Below are 19,569 nucleotides of genomic sequence, written 5' to 3' on the forward strand. Positions count from 1 at the left end.
GGGTCAGGTCAAAACACCACGGCCCATCTGGCGAATGCAAAAAGTGCCAACGCCAGCGCGGAAGCCGTCATCATGAGTCGAATACTGAGGCGAATATCTTGAATGCTAATCTCGCGCTCTTGGTCGCCGATCCACGGTTTCTCCACCCATTCACCGAAGTATTTATTCGGCCCACCGAGGCGAACACCGAGCGCGCCAGCCACGGTGGCTTCAGACCACGCGCAGTTGGGGCTTTTATGCAGATAGCGATCGCGCCAGCCAATTTTGAGTGCCTGTTTGCTGTTCAGACACAGCATGCGAGCGGCAACGCTCAGCAGCAGCCAGCTCAAACGCGCTGGAATGAGATTGGCAAGATCGTCCATTCGCGCCGAAACGCAGCCGATAGCGCGGTATTTTTCCGTCCGATAGCCAACCATGGAATCGAGGGTATTTACCGCTTTGTAGGCCACCATCAGCGGCACGCCGCCGATGAAAAGAAAGAAAAGCGGCGCAATCACGCCATCCACGCTGTTTTCCGCCACGGTTTCAACCACCGCTCGGGTAATCTGCGGGCGATCGAGCTCAGACGTATCGCGCCCAACAATGTATGAAAGCTGACGGCGACACTCTTCAAGCGATCCATTTTGCAGAGCGACGTATACCCCCATCGCCGCATCACTCAGGCAGCGTCCCGCCAGCAGCGTGTAAATAATCCATACCTGCGCCAGCCAGTTGAGCCATGGGTTTAGCTGCGACAAAAGCTCAAGCAGTGCATAGGTCGCTCCCCAGCACACGCCGACCACAATCAGCCATAAAAACGCCCCGCCGACGTACAGTGCACCTTCGGTGCGGCAAAGCGTGCGGATACCTTTCTGAACCCAAGTGATAAAATTACCGATCCAGCGCACCGGATGCGGCCACGTTGGCGGATCGCCCAAACGCAGATCCAAGAGATAGGCCACCAGACAAGCAGAGAAACTGATCACAACGCTCGCCCTCTTTTTAACCAGTGGCTCAGCATTTCTGGGTGCTGGTAAAAATGAAGATGGAGATAGCTGGCGAGGGTATTTCCCATTTGATATCCACCCTGCCAACGCTGCTGCGTCACGCCGTCGCGCTGTTTTTCGAACTGGAAAACAGGCGGGAAATCGGTATGAAAATCTGAATAGTGGAACTCATGACCACGGAGGGTTTCCCCTTTTGCTGCCAGTAAGGTGTCCTGCATCGCCGTGGCTTGGCAGTAACCAAAACGCTTTAAACGCCCTTCCATGCGGCTTTCTCCGGGGAAAATACCGGTCATCGCGTGCGTGTTTCCAGACTGATCTTTTAACGTCGTGCCCAAATACATCAGGCCGCCGCACTCGGCATAAATAGCTACGCCGCGCTGATGCGCATCACGCAGCGATTGACGCATGCTGCTGTTTTTCGCCAGCGTTTCTCCGTGTAACTCGGGATAACCGCCGCCGATATAGACCATCTGACATGCAGGCAGCGCCGCATCGCGTAATGGGCTGAAGCGCACGATGTTGATACCGAGCTGTTCAAGCAGCTGTAAATTATCGGGATAGTAAAAGTGGAAAGCTTCGTCATCGGCGAGCGCAAGGGTTAGGCCTCGACCAGACTCTGGCGCTGGTAACGCTGGCGCACAGGCATTCGGCGCGGGTTTTACATCGCTCAACGCCAACAAACGATCGAGATCGATATGCTGTTCAAGGCTATCCGCCAAGGTGTCCCATAACGCATCCATACCCTGTTGTTCATGAGCGGTAATCAAACCGAGATGGCGTTCAGGCAAACTCACGCTGGGTAGAGTTGGCATTCGCCCGAGTACGGGAATTTTGGTGTAGGTTTCAATGGCTTGTTTCAGCAGTTGGTAGTGGGTTTCGCTATTGACGCGATTTACAATGACGCCCGCGATACGCACCGCCGGATCAAAATGACAAAATCCCATCACGGTGGCTGCCGCTGAAGTTGAAACGGCTTTACCGTCGATCACCAAAATAACCGGACAGCCAATCTGCTTGGCCATACCGGCGCTGCTGCAATAGTTGGGGTCAGTACCATAGCCGTCGTATAGCCCCATCACGCCTTCAATCACGGCCACATCGGCGGCTTGAGCATGTTGGTTATAGAGCCAATTTAAGGTGGGCTGGGGCAGCATGAAAGCATCGAGATTACGCGACGCAACGCCAGAAACGGCGCTGTGCCAGCCGGTATCGATATAGTCGGGGCCTACTTTGTAGGGTTGTACTCGTAAACCGCGTCGCGTTAACGCTCGGAGCAGCCCAAGTGTTAGCGTCGTTTTACCGCATCCGCTACCGGTTCCACCAATAAGAAATGCCTTCATTCATCCGCCTGCCAAACAAAAAAGCCCGTCCTTTTGGGCGAGCTTTACGTTGTCATAGCAGATCGATGCACGGCAACAAAAGCGCTGCATGCAGGGAAAGAATGACAACTCACTTCCCACCGAAGGAGCTGAAATAGATATTGATATCCCAATATTGGGTTTTTACAGGCTGGTCTTCTGGCTTAGCGTCATCCTTACCCACACCTTCCCGATATTCATCAGTGGCGTCTTGTGGGCTCGTCGGCATCACAGCAGCGGGGGCTGCGGAGGAATTGTATTTTCACAATACGCACCTCCTTCCTGACGCCCTTACGGCGCGTCAAAAACCTGTATTTATACTTTTCTATAAATGATCTGGGGACTAACTTAAAGCATTCGTCACAGATATACCCATTGTGAGATCAACAAAAGCCTAGAATGGAGTGTGAATGAGTTAACATATCTCAACTTTTTAGGGACCAGCGAGAATACCTATGGCCATCAGCAGTCAGCACGGCGGCAACGTGCTAGAAACCGCGCTTACTTTGGGCGTTTCTCCGCACGATATCATCGATTTCAGCGCTAACATCAATCCACTCGGCATGCCCGAGTCGCTCAAACACGCCATCATTGAGCAAATATCGGTGGCTGAAAAATACCCCGACGTGGAATATCGAAAACTGCACGCGGCGCTGGCTCAGCACCATGCTTGCCCAGAGCCATGGGTGATGGCAGGCAATGGCGAAACCGAGCTGATCTTTGCTTTAATTAATCAACTGAAACCCACTAAAGCGCTGCTATTAACGCCCGGTTTTGCCGAGTATCGCCGTGCGCTAACGCGGATAAACTGCGACATCGTTGATTATGCTTTGCATGAAGACGACGGATTTCAGCCTGATGCCCGTATTCTTGATGCGCTGACGCCCGATCTCGATTGCCTGTTTTTATGCACGCCCAATAATCCCACCGGATTGCTGCCGGATAAAAATCTGCTTTTAGCTATCGCTGACCGCTGCCGCGCGTTGAATATTGCCTTGATTCTCGATGAAGCCTTTTTGGATTTCGTTCCTACCGAAACCGGTTTTATTCCTTTATTAGCACAGTATCCTCAGCTGTATGTGCTGCGTTCATTAACCAAATTTTTCGCTATTCCGGGATTACGGTTGGGCTATTTGGTTAGCGCAAATGCAACGTTAGTGACGCAAATGAAGCAGCAACGAGAGCCCTGGACCATCAATGCGTTTGCCGCGCTGGCAGGCGAAATTATCTTGCAGGATACTCATTACATTGAAGCAACCCATCGCTGGCTGGCACAGGAGCAACCTCGCGTATTTTCCGCGTTAGCAGCATTGCCACAGTTAAAAGTATGGCGTCCTGTCGCTAACTACATCTTTATACGTTGTACCGACAGCCAGCTCGCATTGCAGCAGGCACTATTGAAACACCACATTTTGATCCGACACTGCGCCAACTATCCGGGGTTAAACGCCGATTATTATCGCGTGGCGATTAAAAGCCCGCAGGACAACGATCGTCTGATCGCCGCCCTAACACAGATTCTGCATCATGGCTGAAGCTCGCTGTCCCGCTTCGTGCGGTGAGTTAATTCAAGGCTGGATCCAAGGCGGCGAAAAGCTCGTCTCCTGCCCGGTCAATTGGTTCAGCACAGTGGAAGTGAGCGATGGAACGCCGTTGCCCAGCGAACGCGCGCGCATGCGCTTAGTATTGCGCGCGGTATTGCAGCACTTGTCGCTGCCCTCCTCGCTTGACGCTGGGTTACGCATTGAGTTTGAATCATCGATTCCCGTAGCCAAAGGGATGGCCAGCAGCACGGCAGACATCGCCGCCTGTGCGATAGCGACCGCTCGTCACTTTGGTATGTAGCTGACTGAAAAAGAATTAGCGTCGCTGTGCGTTGGCATTGAGCCGACCGACAGCACGATTTTTCAAGCACCGACGCTGTTCGATCATCAACAGGCACTGACGCAAACGCCGTTGCACGAGCGATGCCCAGAATGGGACATGCTGTTGTTGGAAAGCCCTGATTGTTTGCGTACCGAAGACTACCATCGTCGCCCGCGCCAAGCGCTGTTGCAGGAATATGCGCCGCAGCTGAAACAGGCGCATCAGTTACTGGCTGAAGGAATGCGGGAAAACAACCGCCAGAAAGTTGGCGCAGCCACCACGCTAAGCGCCCAAGCCAGCCAGGCTTTGCTGCCCAAACCGGCGTTTAATGACATTGTAGAAATTGTTGAGCAGCACGATTTATTCGGTTTGAACGTCGCGCACAGCGGCAGCGTGGTGGGTTTATTGCTCGATACGCACCTTCATGACCCAGAAAAAATAATTCACGCGATGCGCGTAAACAATATTCTTGTTTTTTATCCACACGTTAGGCTGCTACGTACTACCTTAGGGGGTGTGCGATGATCGGCATAGCTGCCAAAAGCGTACACATTCACGTACATGACCAGCAACAATTGTCATACATATAAAACTCTAATTTTGTGAGGATGATCTATACTGACTCGGTACTAAACAGTTACTAGACGGCAATTTGTGAATCTATCAAGACCTTTAGGAGATGATAAAGATGAGCACACCAAAACTGGAAAAAAGCAAAGTCGGTGACGCAAAAAAACGTCAGTTCACTCCTCTAGCCACCCCAAGTGATTTGGGCGCTGAGGCCACCAAAGACATTAGCGGTGCAATGAACGCCATCCTTGCTGATATCTATGCGCTTTATTTAAAAACTAAAAACTTCCACTGGCACATGAGCGGTCCGCACTTCCGTGACTATCATCTGCTGTTGGACGAACAAGGCGCAGAGCTATTCGCAATGACCGATGAAATTGCTGAACGTGTGCGTAAAGTCGGTGGCATGACCCTGCACTCTATCGGTCAAATCTCTAAAATGCAGCGCATTAAAGATAACAACGCCGAGTACGTTGAGCCGCTGGATATGCTGGCTGAACTGTGTGAAGACAACAAGCTGCTGGCCGCAGAACTGCGTGCAGCGCATGTGGTATGTAGCGAACATAATGATGTTTCAACCACCAGCCTGATTGAAAACTGGGTAGATCAAACCGAACGCCGCGTGTGGTTCCTGTTTGAAGCTTGCCGCCAATCACAAACTTCTGGTCACTAGTTTTTCCTTTTGATAAACGCGAAAGCAGACCTTTGGGTCTGCTTTTTTATTTTCAGCACCTCTAATTCCGCTATAGTTACTGCTTACCCCTACTCATTACCATCATCTGTAGACCAGAGACTTGTTATGCACGGCGTCCCAGCCCAATTTATTGATGATAGAGATCGCGCCCAGTTTAAACACTTCACCCACTTGCCCGGCGTTGAGGTGTATCGCGCACATATTGAACATCATGAATTTGAGCCGCATACGCATGAGGCCTATGGTATTGGCGCGATTGAATATGGTGCCGAGCGTTTTCGCTATCGCGGTGTAAATCACGTTGCGCCTGCGGACTCGTTGGTATTGATGAACCCAGACGAACTGCATACCGGCCAATCGGGTACCGAAGGTGGCTGGCGCTATCGCATGATTTATCTCACGCCCGAAATTTTGGCTGAGGTGAGCGGCGAATCTGGCTGGTGGTTTAACGACGCGGTAAATCATCATCCTCAGTTTGCCCGAACTACCACTTCGCTGATAAACGCCCTGTGGCAAAACGATGAACCCCTCGCGCAATCCAGCTTGCTGAGCGAACTGCTGGCATTAACGCGCCATTGGGCAAAAGCACCACAGACACTTAAACTTGATGCTCCACAGCGCTTTACGCTGGTCAAAGAGTATCTCCGCGCCCATTTAGATCAGCGCATGACGTTGCCCGAATTAGCGCAGTTGGTCGATCTCAGCCCCTATCATTTTTTGCGCCAGTTTAAAGCGCAGTACCATGTCACTCCGCAGCAAATGCTGATGGCTTATCGGCTGTATGAAGCTAAGAGTCTGTTGACCCGAGGCTTACCGCCCGCTCAGGTCGCCGCCGCCGTTGGTCTTACCGATCAAGCCCATCTTACCCGTGCTTTTAACCGCTTTTACGGCGTCACCCCCGCCCGCTATCAAAAGCAGGTACGTTAATTTTTCAGCTGTTTTTACCTAAACAGCAATCTGCTACAAGACGCTTTCCCCTTCACCTTCTAGACTTGCTGCATAATCCCTTTGAAGAGTTAAGAAAGATGTTAATAGGCGTGCTGTACGCGCTGACCGCAGGGTTGATGTGGGGGCTGATTTTCGTTGGGCCGCTCATCGTGCCGGAATACCCTGCCAGTTTGCAATCCGTCGGTCGCTATCTGGCCTTTGGCCTGATTGCGCTGCCGCTGGCGTGGCACGATCGCCACCGCCTACGTCAGCTGGTACGCAGCGATTGGATTGAAGCTCTGAAGCTCACCATCGTGGGAAATTTCATCTATTACCTATGCTTAGCCAGCGCGATCCAACGCACAGGCGCACCGGTCAGCACCATGATTATTGGCACCTTACCGGTGGTGATTTCCGTAAGCGCGAACCTGAAATATAGCCATCGGGATGGAAAATTATCGTGGCGCCATCTGGCCCCCTCGCTGCTGTTAATTGCTATAGGGTTGGGATGCGTCAACGTGGCGGAGCTACAGAGCGCGCATGCTCCCGCTGATATGTTCCGTTACGTCACCGGTTTGATCTTGGCCTTCATCGGCGTGGTGTGCTGGACGTGGTATCCGATGCGCAACGCAAGCTGGCTACGCACGCATCCCGATAAAAGCCCGACTACATGGGCCACCGCACAAGGATTAGTAACGCTACCGCTAGCGGTAGTGGGATATTTGCTGGTTTGGGGGCACTCCGCCATCACTGCCGATGCTTTTCCTATGCCGTTTGGCCCACGTCCGGCGGTATTTATTGGCCTCATGCTCACCATCGGTTTGCTGTGCTCATGGCTAGGAACGCTATGTTGGAATCAAGCCAGCCAACGCCTGCCAACCGCTAAAGTCGGGCCGTTGATCGTCTTTGAAACCCTTGCGGGCCTGAGCTATGCCTTTATCTGGCGACACGAATGGCCACCGCTGCTAACGCTGGCCGGTGTGGTGTGCTTGGTGATCGGCGTGATGAGCGCCATGAAAGTGAAACCCACGCCGGTGGTGATCGTTCCGTTGCAGACGTCAGGTGAGAGATAATTTCTAAAGAATCCTATATCTGAGTGATTATTTTGCGGCTGCGTTTTTTGCCATTATGATGTCACTCACTTTTCTTAATAGGGCTCTCCATGATTTGGTTAATGCTGGCAACGCTGGTGGTGGTATTTATTGTCGGCTTTCGGGTGTTGAACTCGGATGCGCGGCGTGCATCTCAGGCTCTGACGAAGCGGTTAAACATTGAGCCGGTGTATGTTGAATCGATGCTGAGTCAGATGGGGAAAACGGCGGGGGGAGAGTTTATCAGCTACCTGCTGCAAGATAATGAGTCACATATGGGCAATGCTGCCGGTGTGTTGCTTATTTATCAGACATTTATCGTTGATGAATCAGACGAAAGCTTAACGTTTTGGCGCTCGGTTCTGCGCAAAGCCCATCTACCCACTGAAATTACCCATAAACACGTGCGCTTGGCCCTAACATTTTTGCGTGAGCTTGAGCCAGACCCTAATGAAATGTCGGCTTATCGTCTGCGCTACAACGCAAGATTCACGGCAATATCCCCAGAAGGCAGCGCGGCTAACAGCAACGTCTACTATATGGATGGCTCTTCAGAGCAAGATTAGTTCGTTGCCGGCCACAGAACCTCTCACGCTAATCTCATCAAAAATGTGGATGTGTAGCCATTTCCGTTATGCATCCTAAACCACATATATACAATGCGCATAAATTAGCCTGCGAATAGTTATTTTTTATTTTAATTATCCGCGGGACTATCATGCATGTATACAGTCTGATAATGTGATCGTCTTAACGATTCATACGTTTGTACTGTCTCTAATCCAATCAAATAACGACTCAAAAATGCAAACTCATACTTCTGTTGAACAAGCCGCAGAGCCTGTTGCCACGCCATCGACATTTAAAGAAGGCGTCGTGGATAGCCTGCCTATCGTGATTGGTTACTTTCCCGTCGCCTTTGCTTTCGGTTTAACCGCGGTAAAACTCGGGTTCTCTCCACTCGAGAGCATTTTCTTTTCCAGCGTCATCTATGCAGGTGCCAGCCAATTTGTGATCACCGCATTGCTCAGCGCGGGGATGTCGTTATGGGTTTCAGCACTCACCGTTATGGCGATGGATATCCGCCATATTTTGTATGGCCCATCGCTACGCCACCGAATTATTACTCGAATGAGCCCAGGGAAAACCGCGCTGTGGGCATTTGGCCTAACGGATGAAGTGTTTGCGGCCGCCACCAGCAAGCTCATGCGCGATAATCGCCAGTGGAGTGAAAACTGGATGATCGGCATTGCGCTTTGCTCGTGGCTATCTTGGGTGATTGGTACCGCGGTGGGCGCTGTTTTCGGCAATGGCCCTCTGAAAGCCTATCCAGCCATTGAAGCGTCCCTCACCTTTATGCTACCCGCGCTGTTTTTAAGTTTCCTGTTGGCTTCCTTTAAACGTCAGCAGAGTTTTACGGTAGTTGCATCGATCGCCGCGTCTTTAGCCGCGCTGCTTATTTTCTCGATCCCTGCCTCCATTTTGGCCGGTATCGCCGCAGGCTGCATTGCCTCATTATTTAGCCCTAAACCACAGCCAATCCCAGAGGTTTGCGATGATAAGTAATTTCTCTTTCAGCAGCCTCGCCATGGACTCAACGGTGGTCACCATCAGCTTAGTGGTGGGTGGAGCAAACTTTCTTTTTCGTTATCTGCCACTCCGGCTAGGTCGCGCACGCAAAAGCGATACGGCTAAGCAGGGTATTGTCGCCCTTCTCTTAGACAATATAGGCATCGCTTCAATTTGTGCATTGCTGGTGGTTTCCAGCACGCCCGAAATCTTGGCACAGCATGAACGCCTGATCCCCACCCTGTGTGGTTTTCTTGCTCTTGCACTGTGCTTCTACCGCACGCAAAGCATCATCATGTCAACATTGTCCGGCGCAGTAACCTTTGGGCTGGTTTTTAAGATGATGATGATGTTCACCTGATTTCGACTGAGTGATATTAACCAGTCAAACTATTTTTATGGATAATGTTTCTAACAGCAATTAATAACAATCACTGCTAATTATTTATGTGTTAGATTATTTACATTATTAATCCCTGTAGTTACTATACCGCCCGAAACTAATGAGGTTACACCCATGTCAAGTTCTATAGCTCATATTGAGGAAATGCTGAAGCAACGCGCGCTCCGTCAGAAAGACTTCCCTTATCAAGAAATTTTACTGACGCGTTTGTGCATGCACATGCAAAGCAAATTGTTGGAAAATCGCAACAAAATGCTAAAAGAACAAGGGATTAACGAAACACTGTTCATGGCTCTGATCACGCTGGATGCGCAAGAGAGCAAAAGTATTCAGCCATCTGAACTGAGCGCGGCGTTAGGCTCATCACGTACCAATGCAACCCGCATTGCCGATGAGTTAGAAAAACGCGGCTGGATCGAACGTAAAGAAAGCGACAGCGACCGCCGTTGCCTGCATTTACACCTTACCGAAGCCGGTGAGGCGTTCCTCGGGGAAATTATTCCTCCGCAGCACAAATGCCTGCATTTCTTATGGTCTACTCTGAGTGCGGACGAGCAACAACAGCTCGAAACCTTAACGCGCAAGCTGCTGGGTCGCATCGAAGAAATGGAACAATCTGGCCTAACGCAGTAATCGCGCGCGCCATCTCAATCGTCAGGTATTAACCATGCAATTCCCTATTCGTAGGCAAATGACTGTGCTCGCTACGATGCTTCTGCTTGCGGGCTGCGCATCAACTAATAATATTGAACCGCAGTCTTCACTGCTGAACTCACAGCAATTGCAGTTATCTACGTCGACGAACACCGCCAAGGCGGTGAGTATTAACTGGTGGACGGCAGCCAACGACGCGCAGCTTAATGCGTTGATGACCGACGCCCTGAAAAATGCGCCGACGCTGAAACAGGCGGCGGCGCGCGTGCGTGAAGCCGAGAACGCGGTAGGCATGGCGAACTCGGCCAACGGCCCTAATTTGGATTTAACCGCCAACAGCCGCCGCGATCGTTTCTCCAAGAACACGATCCAGCCTCTGGCGCCTAACGTACCGAATCCACAGCCGCTGTATGAAACCACCAATAATTTGGGCTTGAGCTTTAGCTATGAGTTTGACTGGTGGGGGAAATATCGCAATCAGGTGAATGCCGCAAAAGCTCAGGTGAATGCCGCTCACGCTGAACAACAGCAAACGGCGTTATCTCTGACATCTGCCATTGCGTCTGCGTATTATCAGTTGCAAAGCGACTATGCGATGCAGGATTTGCTCAATAAGCAGATCCAATCCTATCAAGCATTGGCTGAAATCAATGAGCAGCAATACAACGCGGGCGTCATCGGTATTGAAGTGTGGCAACAGTCGCAGGCACAGGTTGATATCAACCGCCAGCTCGTGACACAAATCCAGACGCAGATTGATTTGCTGTCTCATCAAATTGCCGCATTAACGGGCAAAAGCGCCGCAGGAAAATCCAATCTCCAGCGCGTTACCTTACCGGATAGCAATCTGCTCACGCCACCCACTGAGTTGACCATCAACTTACTGGGTCAACGCCCAGATATCACGGCTCAGCGTGAGTTAGTCGAATCGTATGAACAAAGCGTTCAGGCGGCGCGTAAAGACTTCTACCCGAGCGTATCCATCAGTGGTTTTGCCGGTTTTACCACCGCCAACTTCAAAGGCACCAATCCCACTTTGCTTGAGGCCGCGAGTAAAGCATGGAATTTAGCGCCAGCAATTTCGCTGCCCATCTTCCACGCCGGTGCGCTACAGAGCAAATTAGGTGAAGAATCAGCGCTATACGATCAGGCGGTAGAATCTTATAACCAGACTATCCTTAGTGCAGTTCAGGATGCGGCTGATGCGATTACACAGCAACAAAGCGCGAACCAAATGTATCAGCAGGCACAGGGCGCTTCGCAGTCTACGGGGCAGGTTTACCGTGTTGCACAGGCTCAGTACCAAAGCGGGCTGACAGGACGTCTTCCTATGCTCAACAGCGAAACTCAACTGTTACAACAGCAACAGGCAGAATTGAATGCCAAAAATAATCTGTTGCAGGCAAAAATTGGACTTATTCGTTCACTTGGCGGCGGCTACCAAGCCCCGGCCGTGAATTCAAAAGCATAATATTTTAGTAAGGCGGAGATACACATGAGCGAAAGCGTGGCAGCTCAAACCACTCAGCAGCAACCTTCGAACAAAAAGAGACAGCGCAAAACGTGGCTCACGATTTTGACCGTCATTTTTGTTGTTATTGGCATTGCCTATTTGGCTTATTGGTTCCTCGTTCTACGTCATCATCAAGAAACTGACGATGCGTATGTCACTGGTAATCAGGTGCAGATTAACGCACAGGTTTCCGGCAGCGTAACCAAGGTTTATTTCGACGGAACCGATCTGGTGAAAGCAGGTGATATTTTGGTTACGCTCGATCGTACCGATGCCGAGCAGGCGTATGAAAAAGCCAAAACCGCGCTGGCAAACAGCGTGCGACAAACCCACCAGCTGATTATTAATAGCAAACAGTATCAAGCTAACATTCAGCTGCGTAAAACCGAGCTCAATAAAGCGACTGATGACTATAAACGTCGTCAGGTATTAGGCAGCGTTAACGCCATTGGCCGTGAAGAATTGCAGCACGCGCAAGACGCCGTTGAAAGTGCGAAAGCCGCATTAGACGTCGCCGTTCAGCAATACAACGCCAATCAGGCATTGATTCTAAATACGCCGTTAGAAAAACAACCAGCCATTCAACAGGCTGCAGCACAGGTTCGTGATGCATGGCTGGCACTGGAGCGTACTCAGATTCGTAGCCCTATCACCGGTTATGTATCACGCCGCAGTGTTCAAGTGGGCGCTCAAATCACGCCGAGCACCCCGCTGATGGCAGTTGTGCCGGATAACCAGCTGTGGATCGATGCCAACTTTAAAGAAACCCAGTTAGCCGGTATGCGTATTGGTCAATCGGCTACCGTCGTGAGCGATATGTACGGTGACGACGTGGTTTATAAAGGTAAAGTCGTCGGTTTAGATATGGGGACCGGCAGCGCGTTCTCACTCCTGCCAGCTCAGAACGCAACCGGCAACTGGATCAAAGTGGTTCAGCGTTTGCCTGTGCGTATTGAGCTTGATGCGAAACAGATTGCAGAGCATCCGCTACGTATCGGCTTGTCTACGCTGGTGACGGTGGATACCGCGAATGCCGACGGTTTAGTTCTGGCAAATACTGTACGCAAAACGCCTGCATACGAAAGTAATGTCCTGACGTTGAATCTGGATCCGGTAAATCAGGTCATTGCCGAGATCATTCAGGCTAACGCAAGCTAAAAACGGCAGAGGTTAACGTGCAACAAAAACCGCTTGAGGGCGCACGGCTTGCATGGATGACGGTGGCGCTAGCAATGGCCACCTTTATGCAGGTTCTGGACTCGACGATCGCCAACGTGGCGATCCCGACGATCTCCGGGAATCTGGGTGCATCTAACTCGCAGGGAACCTGGGTGATCACATCATTCGGGGTGGCAAACGCCATCTCGATCCCGATCACCGGCTGGCTAGCAAAACGCTTCGGGGAAGTTCGCTTATTCCTGTGGTCGACGATCCTGTTTGCCGCCGCGTCTTGGCTATGTGGGATTTCATCCAGTCTGGAAATGCTGATCTTCTTCCGCGTTTTGCAGGGGATTGTCGCAGGCCCGCTTATCCCGCTGTCACAAAGTCTCTTGCTCAGTAACTACCCGCCAGCGAAGCGAAGTATGGCGTTGGCGATGTGGTCAATGACCGTGATCGTCGCGCCGATTTGCGGACCGATTTTGGGTGGTTATATCAGTGATAACTATCACTGGGGCTGGATCTTCTTTATCAACGTCCCGCTAGGGATTGCCGTTGCGCTGGTCGCGATGTCTACGTTGAAAGGACGTGAAACCAAAACTGAGATCAAACCTATCGATACGGTGGGGCTAGTACTTCTGGCACTTGGTGTGGGCTGTCTACAGGTCATGCTGGATAAAGGTAAAGAGCTCGATTGGTTCAACTCCACCGAGATCATTGTGCTGACGGTTGTCGCCGTGGTAGCGCTGTGCTTCTTGCTGGTCTGGGAGCTTACCGATGACCATCCGGTCGTCGATCTGTCGCTCTTTAAGATGCGAAACTTTACCATCGGCGTGCTGTGTATCAGCTTGGCCTATATGCTCTACTTTGGCGCCATCGTTTTGCTGCCTCAGCTACTGCAAGAGGTCTATGGGTATACCGCAACGTGGGCCGGTTTGGCATCTGCACCCGTCGGTTTGATTCCGGTACTGCTTTCGCCAATCATTGGTAAGTTTGCGCCGAAACTGGATATGCGCCGCCTAGTGACGTTCAGCTTCATTATGTATGCAGTATGTTTCTACTGGCGTGCTTATACCTTCGAACCCGGCATGGACTTTGGCGCATCCGCGTGGCCGCAGTTTATTCAGGGCTTCGCCGTGGCGTGCTTCTTTATGCCACTGACCACCATCAGCCTTTCTGGTCTTCCACCAGAGCGTCTAGCGGCGGCTTCGAGCCTGAGTAACTTCTGCCGTACATTGGCGGGTTCTATCGGCACATCGATTACCACGACGCTATGGACGCGCCGCGAAGCGCTGCACCATTCACAGCTGACGGAATCGGTGAACCCTTACAATCCAATAGCGCAGCAGACATACAGTGAATTGGAAAAGCTGGGCATGAGCAGCAAGCAAGCATCAGCCTACTTGGCGAACGAGATTACCGCGCAAGGCCTGATTATTTCGGCTAACGAGATATTCTGGATTTCTGCGGGCGTATTCCTCGCCCTGCTGGTACTGATTTGGTTTGCTCGTCCACCGTTCTCAACCGCCGGTGGCGGTGGTGGCGCGCACTAAAACGCCAACGCTCGATTTCAGATATAAAAAAGCCGCCCTTAGGCGGCTTTTTCTTACATACTTTTTAACGATTACTGCATCAGCAAATACAGTGAGTTATCACCACGTTGGATGTTCAGTGCCAGAACCGGTGGTTTGGAATCCATAATCTTGCGCAGCTCGCCCAAGTTAGCGACTGGCTGCTGGTTCACGCCCAGAATGATGTCGCCTTTCTGCAAACCAACGCGTGCCGCCGTTGAACCTTTCTGTACGTTATCAACCTTAACGCCTTTAACGTTACCGGTGGTCACGTTGCTCAACTCAGCGCCTTCAATACCTGCAAAGACATTGCTTGATGCCACTTGGCTTTGTTGGCTCTGCTCTAAGGTCACGTCAACCGTGATTGGTTTACCGTCACGGATCAGGCCCAGTTTCAGCTTGCTGCCTACTGGCATAGTCCCGATTTCAGCACGGAACGAAGCGAAGCTAGAAATTGCTTTACCGTTCAGAGAAACCACCACGTCACCGGCTTTAATGCCCGCTTTCGCCGCAGAAGACTTCGGCAACACTTGGCTAATGAATGCGCCACGCTGTGCGTCTACCTTCATGGCCTTAGCCAATTCAGAGTTCAGCTCGGTGCCCATAATCCCCAGTTCGCCACGTTTCACCTGACCAAATTCGACCATCTGACCGGTGAGGTTTTTCACCATGTTGCTTGGAATCGCGAAACCGATACCGATGTTGCCGCCGTCCGGTGCCAGAATTGCGGTGTTAATCCCGATCAATTCGCCGTTCAGATTCACCAGCGCACCGCCAGAGTTACCACGGTTAATTGCCGCATCCGTCTGGATAAAGTTTTCGTAGTTTTCGACATTCAGGCCACTGCGTCCTAACGCAGAAACGATACCTGAAGTCACGGTTTCACCTAAACCATATGGGTTACCAATAGCCACGGTGTAATCACCCACGCGCAGTGCATCAGAGTCGGCCATTTTAATCGCCGTCAGATTTTTAGCGTCTTTCAACTGGATCAACGCAATATCGGTACGTGGATCGGTGCCGATCACTTTCGCGTCATATTTGCGTCCATCGCTCAATTGCACTTGGATGGAGTCTGCGTTTTCTACGACGTGGTTATTCGTCGCCACGTAGCCTTTGGCTGCATCAATAATGACGCCAGAACCCAAGGCTTTGAATTTTTCTTTCGATGGGCCGTTGGCACCGCCGCCCTGACACATCGGTGAACCGCTAAACGGTGAACCTTCCTGACAGAAAGGAGAATTATCACCAAAGAATTGCTGGAACTGCTGTGGCATACGCGCGTTGTTATTCACCGTCGCGCTACCTTCCACATTGATGCTCACCACGGATGGCATCACCTTCTCCAGCATGGGTGCCAGGCTAGGTAGCTGCTGGCTGGTCGCAGCCGACGCCGTTTCAGCCGCGCTGGCTGACATCGGGCTTAACGCCATTCCCAAACTCAATGCTACTGCACTCAATACTAAAGTGGATTTTTTCATAGAACTTTTTTCTCTTGTATTATCAACGATAAATAATCTGAGGAACACATAACGTCATTCATGATGCTCTTATCTATAACGTAGGTCTGATTCGAGCATTTTCAACGTATTCCAACTAATCTGTTCACTTAATCTAATCACTGGCAAATAAGCCGTGATATTTGTGCATATTAAGAGTCGAATAAAACAATGAAGTTCCCTTTGCATGAGTCAAGGAAGCGTAAAAAATTATGGCGCGTCTTTACAAAACTCGACTTTATTCATCATCTTTATTATTCCGCAGCCATTAAGCGACGGTATTCATCATAAGCATAAAGATCGGTCATACCGCTGATATAATCTTGGATTAAACGGGCCCGATAATAATACTCTCGAACCTCGCGTTGCTCATTAGACAGATGTTTAATCTGTTTAACGGCTTCACGATAAGCGGCAAGATGCTTTCCTGAAAGCTTATGAAATAGGCGAGTTTCAATAGGAAATTTTTTATGTTTATTATCTTCAACGAGTTTGGCAAAGTCGTCCATTGGCATATCAAGCAAATCACTATAGATATCTAATAACCCCGTGATAACGCGATATCCCTGCAGTTCAAGCTGTTCAACTTCATGATGATTAAACACATAGCTGCGCGCTACATTTTTAAACACGTCAAGCAGACGATTTTCTTGCCCTTCATCGTCAATAAGCGGCTCATTAAACGCACCTTCAACGATTGACTCAAGATGATGACAGAATCGGTCGGCGGCATGCGGTACCAGCACTTTAATGACATTCACTCTCAAATACATAAAGAACGCTTCTGAGCGACCCGCTGTTTGCATGCGGCTATACGCGTCACCGACAATCGTGGCGAAGAGTTCACCTTCCCCATCTTTGTTCCATTCGTCTTGGAGATAGTTATAAAGCTGTTCTACGGTAAAAATGTTCTTTTCTACCGCATCTTCTAAATCCGCAACACAATATGAGATATCATCCGCCGCTTCCATTATATAAGTCAGCGGAAAGCGGTGATATTCCTGAATGTTTACCTTTCGTTGTAAGGTATGGATAAAATTTTCTTCTGCCCAATAATAACCCGGCTTCTTCATCAAGTAGCTATATTGCTCTGGCTTCTCGCCAGTCCAATAGGCTGGACGGGTATATTTAAAAACACAGGCAATTTGCGCGTAGGTTAAATTTAGTCTAAGTAAGGTATGAATAAGCCGTATTGCCTGTGCATTACCTTCAAAATTGCATAAATCAATTCTAACTTTGCCACGCAAAATATTCAGATCAGCATCAGCCGTGTTACGGCGCAACACCACAACTTGGCACTGTGATTCATCATCTGAAAAATCCTGTCCTTCCGCAATTACACCGAGTCGTCGGCTAAACCAATCGTTAATCGCTGATTCCCCAAAATGGCCAAACGGTGGATTGCCGATGTCATGCATCAGGCACGCCATTTCAACGATGCTCTCAAAAGAATCAAGATACAGATCTAGGCCGAGGTCGCTTATGCGGCCTGTTTTTTTCAGATGATGAATGACTTCTTTGGCAATATGTCGCCCAACCTGCTGCACTTCCATCGAATGTGTCAGACGACTCCGCACGGCGGCGTTTCGTTCTAGAGGAAATACCTGTGTTTTCTGCTGTAGTCGGCGAATGGCGGCTGAATTGATAATACGCCCACGATCGCTTTCAAAGCGTCGTGCTATTTCATATCCGTCGTCGAGCTCTTGGCTATCCACGCTATAAAACCGCTGATAGCAAAATTTAGCACCTAGATTAATATCCATTCTGCATCCTTTTTTAAGCCTTCAAACAACAGACAAAAAAATAACCACTAAAAGAATACGCTAACAGTAATGTACTGAAAATTCATCCTTTGTAGGCCAAAGCCCTTACATTAGCAGCCGATTCATAGCCAAAAGCACTTTTTACCTCCTCATGATAGACTAGGGCAGGTCTTTGAATGGCTTAAGCTTGAATATTTAACGAGCATTAACTCACTATTTTGCAGGTATTATCATGAAAGTAGGCATCATTGGTGCAATGGAGCAAGAAGTTGCTGTGCTGCGCGATCGCATTGAAAATCGTCAAACTCTGCAGCGCGCAGGCTGTGAAATCTACACGGGCACCCTTGGCGGTGTTGAAATCGCGTTGCTCAAATCGGGGATTGGTAAAGTCTCTGCCGCGATGGGCACGACCTTGCTACTGGAGCATTGCCGTCCAGACGTGGTGATAAACACCGGTTCTGCCGGTGGTTTGGCTAGCACGCTGAAAGTGGGCGATATCGTCGTTTCTGATGAAGTTCGCTATCACGATGCCGACGTGACGGCTTTTGGCTATGAGCCGGGCCAAATGGCGGGCTGCCCTGCCGCATTTGTCGCAGACACCAACCTGATTGCGCTGGCAGAACGCTGCATCACAGCGCTAAATCTGAATGCAGTTCGCGGCTTAATTTGCAGCGGCGATGTTTTCATTAACGGCGCTGAGCCGCTGGCTCGCATTCGTGCAACTTTCCCAAACGTTGCTGCGGTTGAGATGGAAGCGGCTGCGGTTGCCCACGTTTGCCACGCATTTAACACACCGTTTGTGGTGGTGCGCGCTATCTCTGACGTGGCAGACAAAGAATCGCACCTGAGCTTTGATGAGTTCTTAGTGGTTGCCGCTCAACAGTCCTCACTGATGGTCGAAGCGATGTTGCAGGAATTCGCTAAACAGGCCTAAGAAAAGATGAGACCCAAAAAATGAAACTGAAACAGCCTGTCTCACGCCTATTGGGCGCTCTTTGGCTGCTGCTGTGTCTGCCGCTCTCTGCGGCAGACCGCGTCATTAGCCTATCACCACATACCACCGAAATGGCGTATGCCGCAGGACTGGGCGATAAGATGGTTGCCGCCAGCGCTTATTCTAATTACCCGCCTGCTGCGGAAAAACTCGAAAAAGTGGCCTCATGGCAAGGGATAAACCTCGAACGCATTCTCGCCCTGAAGCCCGATTTAATTCTGGCATGGCGTGGAGGAAACCCTCAGCGCGTGCTCGATCAGTTGGCCGGATTTAATATTCCCATCTTTTATTCCGATCCTAAAAGCATTGATGGGATTGCCGACGATCTCGATCGCTTAGCCTCTTATAGCCCAACACCTCAGGTTGCTCACGATGCAGCAAACCATTTTCGTGACGAGGTGAAAATGCTACGTGAGAAGTATCAACGCCCAACCACAACTCGCGTACTGATGCAGTTTGGCACCCAGCCGCTTTTCACGACGTCTAAAGCCACCATTCAGAGCGATTTACTGTCGCTGTGCGGCGCCACTAATATTTTTGCCGACAGCCCAGTGCCTTGGCCTCAGGTGAGCCGCGAGCAGGTAATCGTCCGTAAACCGCAGGTTATTGTGGTCAGTGGCTCACAAGAGCAAGTTGAAACGGTGAAACAGTTTTGGCAGCCACAGTTAAACGTTCCCGTTATCGCCATCAATGAAGATTGGCTAAACCGCAGTGGCCCGCGCATTATTCTGGCAGCTCAGTCCCTGTGCGAACAATTAGATCACCTCACGCCTAAAACAGCACAATAACTAAAAACACTTTTCTTTAGCCGTTGAAGAAAAGTGTTTAATTCTGTATCCCCCCATAGAAAGTGTTCAAAATTCAATGTATCTTATTGCATCGTAATAAATAAAATAATCAATTAAAACAATAAGTTAATTATATAATCACTCACTCGCTGATTTGACAGTTGT

General features: G+C 50.2%; 17 protein-coding genes, 1 pseudogene and 1 riboswitch. Of the genes and pseudogenes, 14 read left to right on the forward strand and 4 right to left on the reverse strand.

Annotated features, from left to right (window positions below):
- Positions 1–8: 8 nt before the first annotated feature.
- On the reverse strand, positions 9–962 hold the full coding sequence (cbiB, locus tag DSM2777_RS20820; protein WP_061555451.1) for an adenosylcobinamide-phosphate synthase CbiB: 954 nt from the start codon (positions 960–962) through the stop codon (positions 9–11).
- Positions 962–2,326 (reverse strand): cobyrinate a,c-diamide synthase, encoded by a 1,365-nt coding sequence (locus tag DSM2777_RS20825; RefSeq protein WP_061555061.1) that lies wholly within the window; start codon positions 2,324–2,326, stop codon positions 962–964. The genes cbiB and DSM2777_RS20825 overlap by 1 nt, the downstream gene beginning before the upstream one ends.
- Positions 2,327–2,476: 150 nt before the next feature.
- Positions 2,477–2,672, reverse strand: a riboswitch (cobalamin riboswitch).
- A gap of 127 nt (positions 2,673–2,799) precedes the next feature.
- On the opposite strand from DSM2777_RS20825, the gene cobD reads away from it, so the two are divergent.
- From cobD to emrB, 12 genes and pseudogenes are all read left to right on the forward strand, one after another.
- Entirely contained in the window at positions 2,800–3,879 is a 1,080-nt protein-coding gene (gene cobD, locus DSM2777_RS20830) for a threonine-phosphate decarboxylase CobD (RefSeq protein ID WP_061555062.1), read from the forward strand.
- A pseudogene (locus tag DSM2777_RS25205) lies at positions 3,872–4,735 on the forward strand (GHMP family kinase ATP-binding protein). Before cobD ends, DSM2777_RS25205 begins: the two are co-directional and overlap by 8 nt.
- Positions 4,736–4,898: 163 nt before the next feature.
- On the forward strand, positions 4,899–5,453 hold the full coding sequence (locus DSM2777_RS20840) for a Dps family protein (protein ID WP_025800474.1): 555 nt from the start codon (positions 4,899–4,901) through the stop codon (positions 5,451–5,453).
- Between the two features lie 126 nt (positions 5,454–5,579).
- A complete protein-coding gene (locus DSM2777_RS20845; RefSeq protein ID WP_061555063.1) occupies positions 5,580–6,401 on the forward strand; it encodes an AraC family transcriptional regulator in 822 nt (273 codons plus the stop codon).
- A gap of 98 nt (positions 6,402–6,499) precedes the next feature.
- Entirely contained in the window at positions 6,500–7,474 is a 975-nt protein-coding gene (locus tag DSM2777_RS20850; RefSeq protein ID WP_061555064.1) for a DMT family transporter, read from the forward strand.
- An 89-nt stretch (positions 7,475–7,563) separates the two neighbouring features.
- Positions 7,564–8,058 (forward strand): DUF1198 family protein, encoded by a 495-nt coding sequence (locus tag DSM2777_RS20855; protein ID WP_061555065.1) that lies wholly within the window; start codon positions 7,564–7,566, stop codon positions 8,056–8,058.
- A gap of 238 nt (positions 8,059–8,296) precedes the next feature.
- Positions 8,297–9,058 (forward strand): AzlC family ABC transporter permease, encoded by a 762-nt coding sequence (locus tag DSM2777_RS20860; protein ID WP_046458671.1) that lies wholly within the window; start codon positions 8,297–8,299, stop codon positions 9,056–9,058.
- Between the two features lie 22 nt (positions 9,059–9,080).
- Positions 9,081–9,422: an L-valine transporter subunit YgaH gene (ygaH, locus tag DSM2777_RS20865; protein WP_046458714.1), complete on the forward strand. Its 342-nt coding sequence runs from the start codon at positions 9,081–9,083 to the stop codon at positions 9,420–9,422.
- Between the two features lie 156 nt (positions 9,423–9,578).
- Positions 9,579–10,097, forward strand: a complete 519-nt coding sequence (gene mprA / locus DSM2777_RS20870; RefSeq protein ID WP_046458672.1) for a transcriptional repressor MprA — start codon at positions 9,579–9,581, stop codon at positions 10,095–10,097.
- 34 nt (positions 10,098–10,131) lie between these two features.
- Complete coding sequence (locus DSM2777_RS20875) at positions 10,132–11,589, forward strand: efflux transporter outer membrane subunit (protein ID WP_061555066.1); 1,458 nt, start codon at positions 10,132–10,134, stop codon at positions 11,587–11,589.
- A gap of 24 nt (positions 11,590–11,613) precedes the next feature.
- Positions 11,614–12,789, forward strand: coding sequence for a multidrug efflux MFS transporter periplasmic adaptor subunit EmrA (gene emrA, locus DSM2777_RS20880; protein ID WP_046458674.1), 1,176 nt, complete (start codon positions 11,614–11,616; stop codon positions 12,787–12,789).
- A 56-nt stretch (positions 12,790–12,845) separates the two neighbouring features.
- On the forward strand, positions 12,846–14,342 hold the full coding sequence (gene emrB / locus DSM2777_RS20885; protein WP_226929921.1) for a multidrug efflux MFS transporter permease subunit EmrB: 1,497 nt from the start codon (positions 12,846–12,848) through the stop codon (positions 14,340–14,342).
- A gap of 71 nt (positions 14,343–14,413) precedes the next feature.
- Here the strand turns inward: emrB and degP are convergent, their stop codons facing one another.
- Entirely contained in the window at positions 14,414–15,841 is a 1,428-nt protein-coding gene (degP, locus tag DSM2777_RS20890) for a serine endoprotease DegP (RefSeq protein WP_025800454.1), read from the reverse strand.
- Positions 15,842–16,113: 272 nt separating this feature from the next.
- Entirely contained in the window at positions 16,114–17,622 is a 1,509-nt protein-coding gene (gene dgt, locus DSM2777_RS20895; protein ID WP_061555067.1) for a dGTPase, read from the reverse strand.
- Between the two features lie 232 nt (positions 17,623–17,854).
- Here dgt and mtnN point away from each other — a divergent pair, with 232 nt between their 5' ends.
- Both mtnN and btuF read left to right on the forward strand, forming a co-directional pair.
- Positions 17,855–18,556 (forward strand): 5'-methylthioadenosine/S-adenosylhomocysteine nucleosidase, encoded by a 702-nt coding sequence (gene mtnN / locus DSM2777_RS20900; protein WP_061555068.1) that lies wholly within the window; start codon positions 17,855–17,857, stop codon positions 18,554–18,556.
- A gap of 20 nt (positions 18,557–18,576) precedes the next feature.
- Positions 18,577–19,404, forward strand: a complete 828-nt coding sequence (btuF, locus tag DSM2777_RS20905; RefSeq protein WP_046458678.1) for a vitamin B12 ABC transporter substrate-binding protein BtuF — start codon at positions 18,577–18,579, stop codon at positions 19,402–19,404.
- The last annotated feature ends 165 nt before the right edge of the window (positions 19,405–19,569 follow it).

Origin of the sequence: Obesumbacterium proteus (genome assembly GCF_001586165.1) — a bacterium.
Taxonomy (GTDB): Bacteria; Pseudomonadota; Gammaproteobacteria; order Enterobacterales; family Enterobacteriaceae; genus Hafnia; species Hafnia protea.

Excerpts from the sequence above, each read along its gene's own strand:
- emrB (WP_226929921.1), top strand. The coding sequence starts at position 12,846 with ATGACGGTGGCGCTAGCAATGGCCACCTTTATGCAGGTTCTGGACTCG.
- DSM2777_RS20850 (WP_061555064.1), top strand. The coding sequence starts at position 6,500 with ATGTTAATAGGCGTGCTGTACGCGCTGACCGCAGGGTTGATGTGGGGG.
- ygaH (WP_046458714.1), top strand. The coding sequence starts at position 9,081 with ATGGACTCAACGGTGGTCACCATCAGCTTAGTGGTGGGTGGAGCAAAC.
- DSM2777_RS20840 (WP_025800474.1), top strand. The coding sequence starts at position 4,899 with ATGAGCACACCAAAACTGGAAAAAAGCAAAGTCGGTGACGCAAAAAAA.
- DSM2777_RS20855 (WP_061555065.1), top strand. The coding sequence starts at position 7,564 with ATGATTTGGTTAATGCTGGCAACGCTGGTGGTGGTATTTATTGTCGGC.
- DSM2777_RS20875 (WP_061555066.1), top strand. The coding sequence starts at position 10,132 with ATGCAATTCCCTATTCGTAGGCAAATGACTGTGCTCGCTACGATGCTT.
- mtnN (WP_061555068.1), top strand. The coding sequence starts at position 17,855 with ATGAAAGTAGGCATCATTGGTGCAATGGAGCAAGAAGTTGCTGTGCTG.
- DSM2777_RS20860 (WP_046458671.1), top strand. The coding sequence starts at position 8,297 with ATGCAAACTCATACTTCTGTTGAACAAGCCGCAGAGCCTGTTGCCACG.
- DSM2777_RS20825 (WP_061555061.1), bottom strand. The coding sequence starts at position 2,326 with ATGAAGGCATTTCTTATTGGTGGAACCGGTAGCGGATGCGGTAAAACG.
- cobD (WP_061555062.1), top strand. The coding sequence starts at position 2,800 with ATGGCCATCAGCAGTCAGCACGGCGGCAACGTGCTAGAAACCGCGCTT.
- degP (WP_025800454.1), bottom strand. The coding sequence starts at position 15,841 with ATGAAAAAATCCACTTTAGTATTGAGTGCAGTAGCATTGAGTTTGGGA.
- btuF (WP_046458678.1), top strand. The coding sequence starts at position 18,577 with ATGAAACTGAAACAGCCTGTCTCACGCCTATTGGGCGCTCTTTGGCTG.
- mprA (WP_046458672.1), top strand. The coding sequence starts at position 9,579 with ATGTCAAGTTCTATAGCTCATATTGAGGAAATGCTGAAGCAACGCGCG.
- DSM2777_RS20845 (WP_061555063.1), top strand. The coding sequence starts at position 5,580 with ATGCACGGCGTCCCAGCCCAATTTATTGATGATAGAGATCGCGCCCAG.
- emrA (WP_046458674.1), top strand. The coding sequence starts at position 11,614 with ATGAGCGAAAGCGTGGCAGCTCAAACCACTCAGCAGCAACCTTCGAAC.
- dgt (WP_061555067.1), bottom strand. The coding sequence starts at position 17,622 with ATGGATATTAATCTAGGTGCTAAATTTTGCTATCAGCGGTTTTATAGC.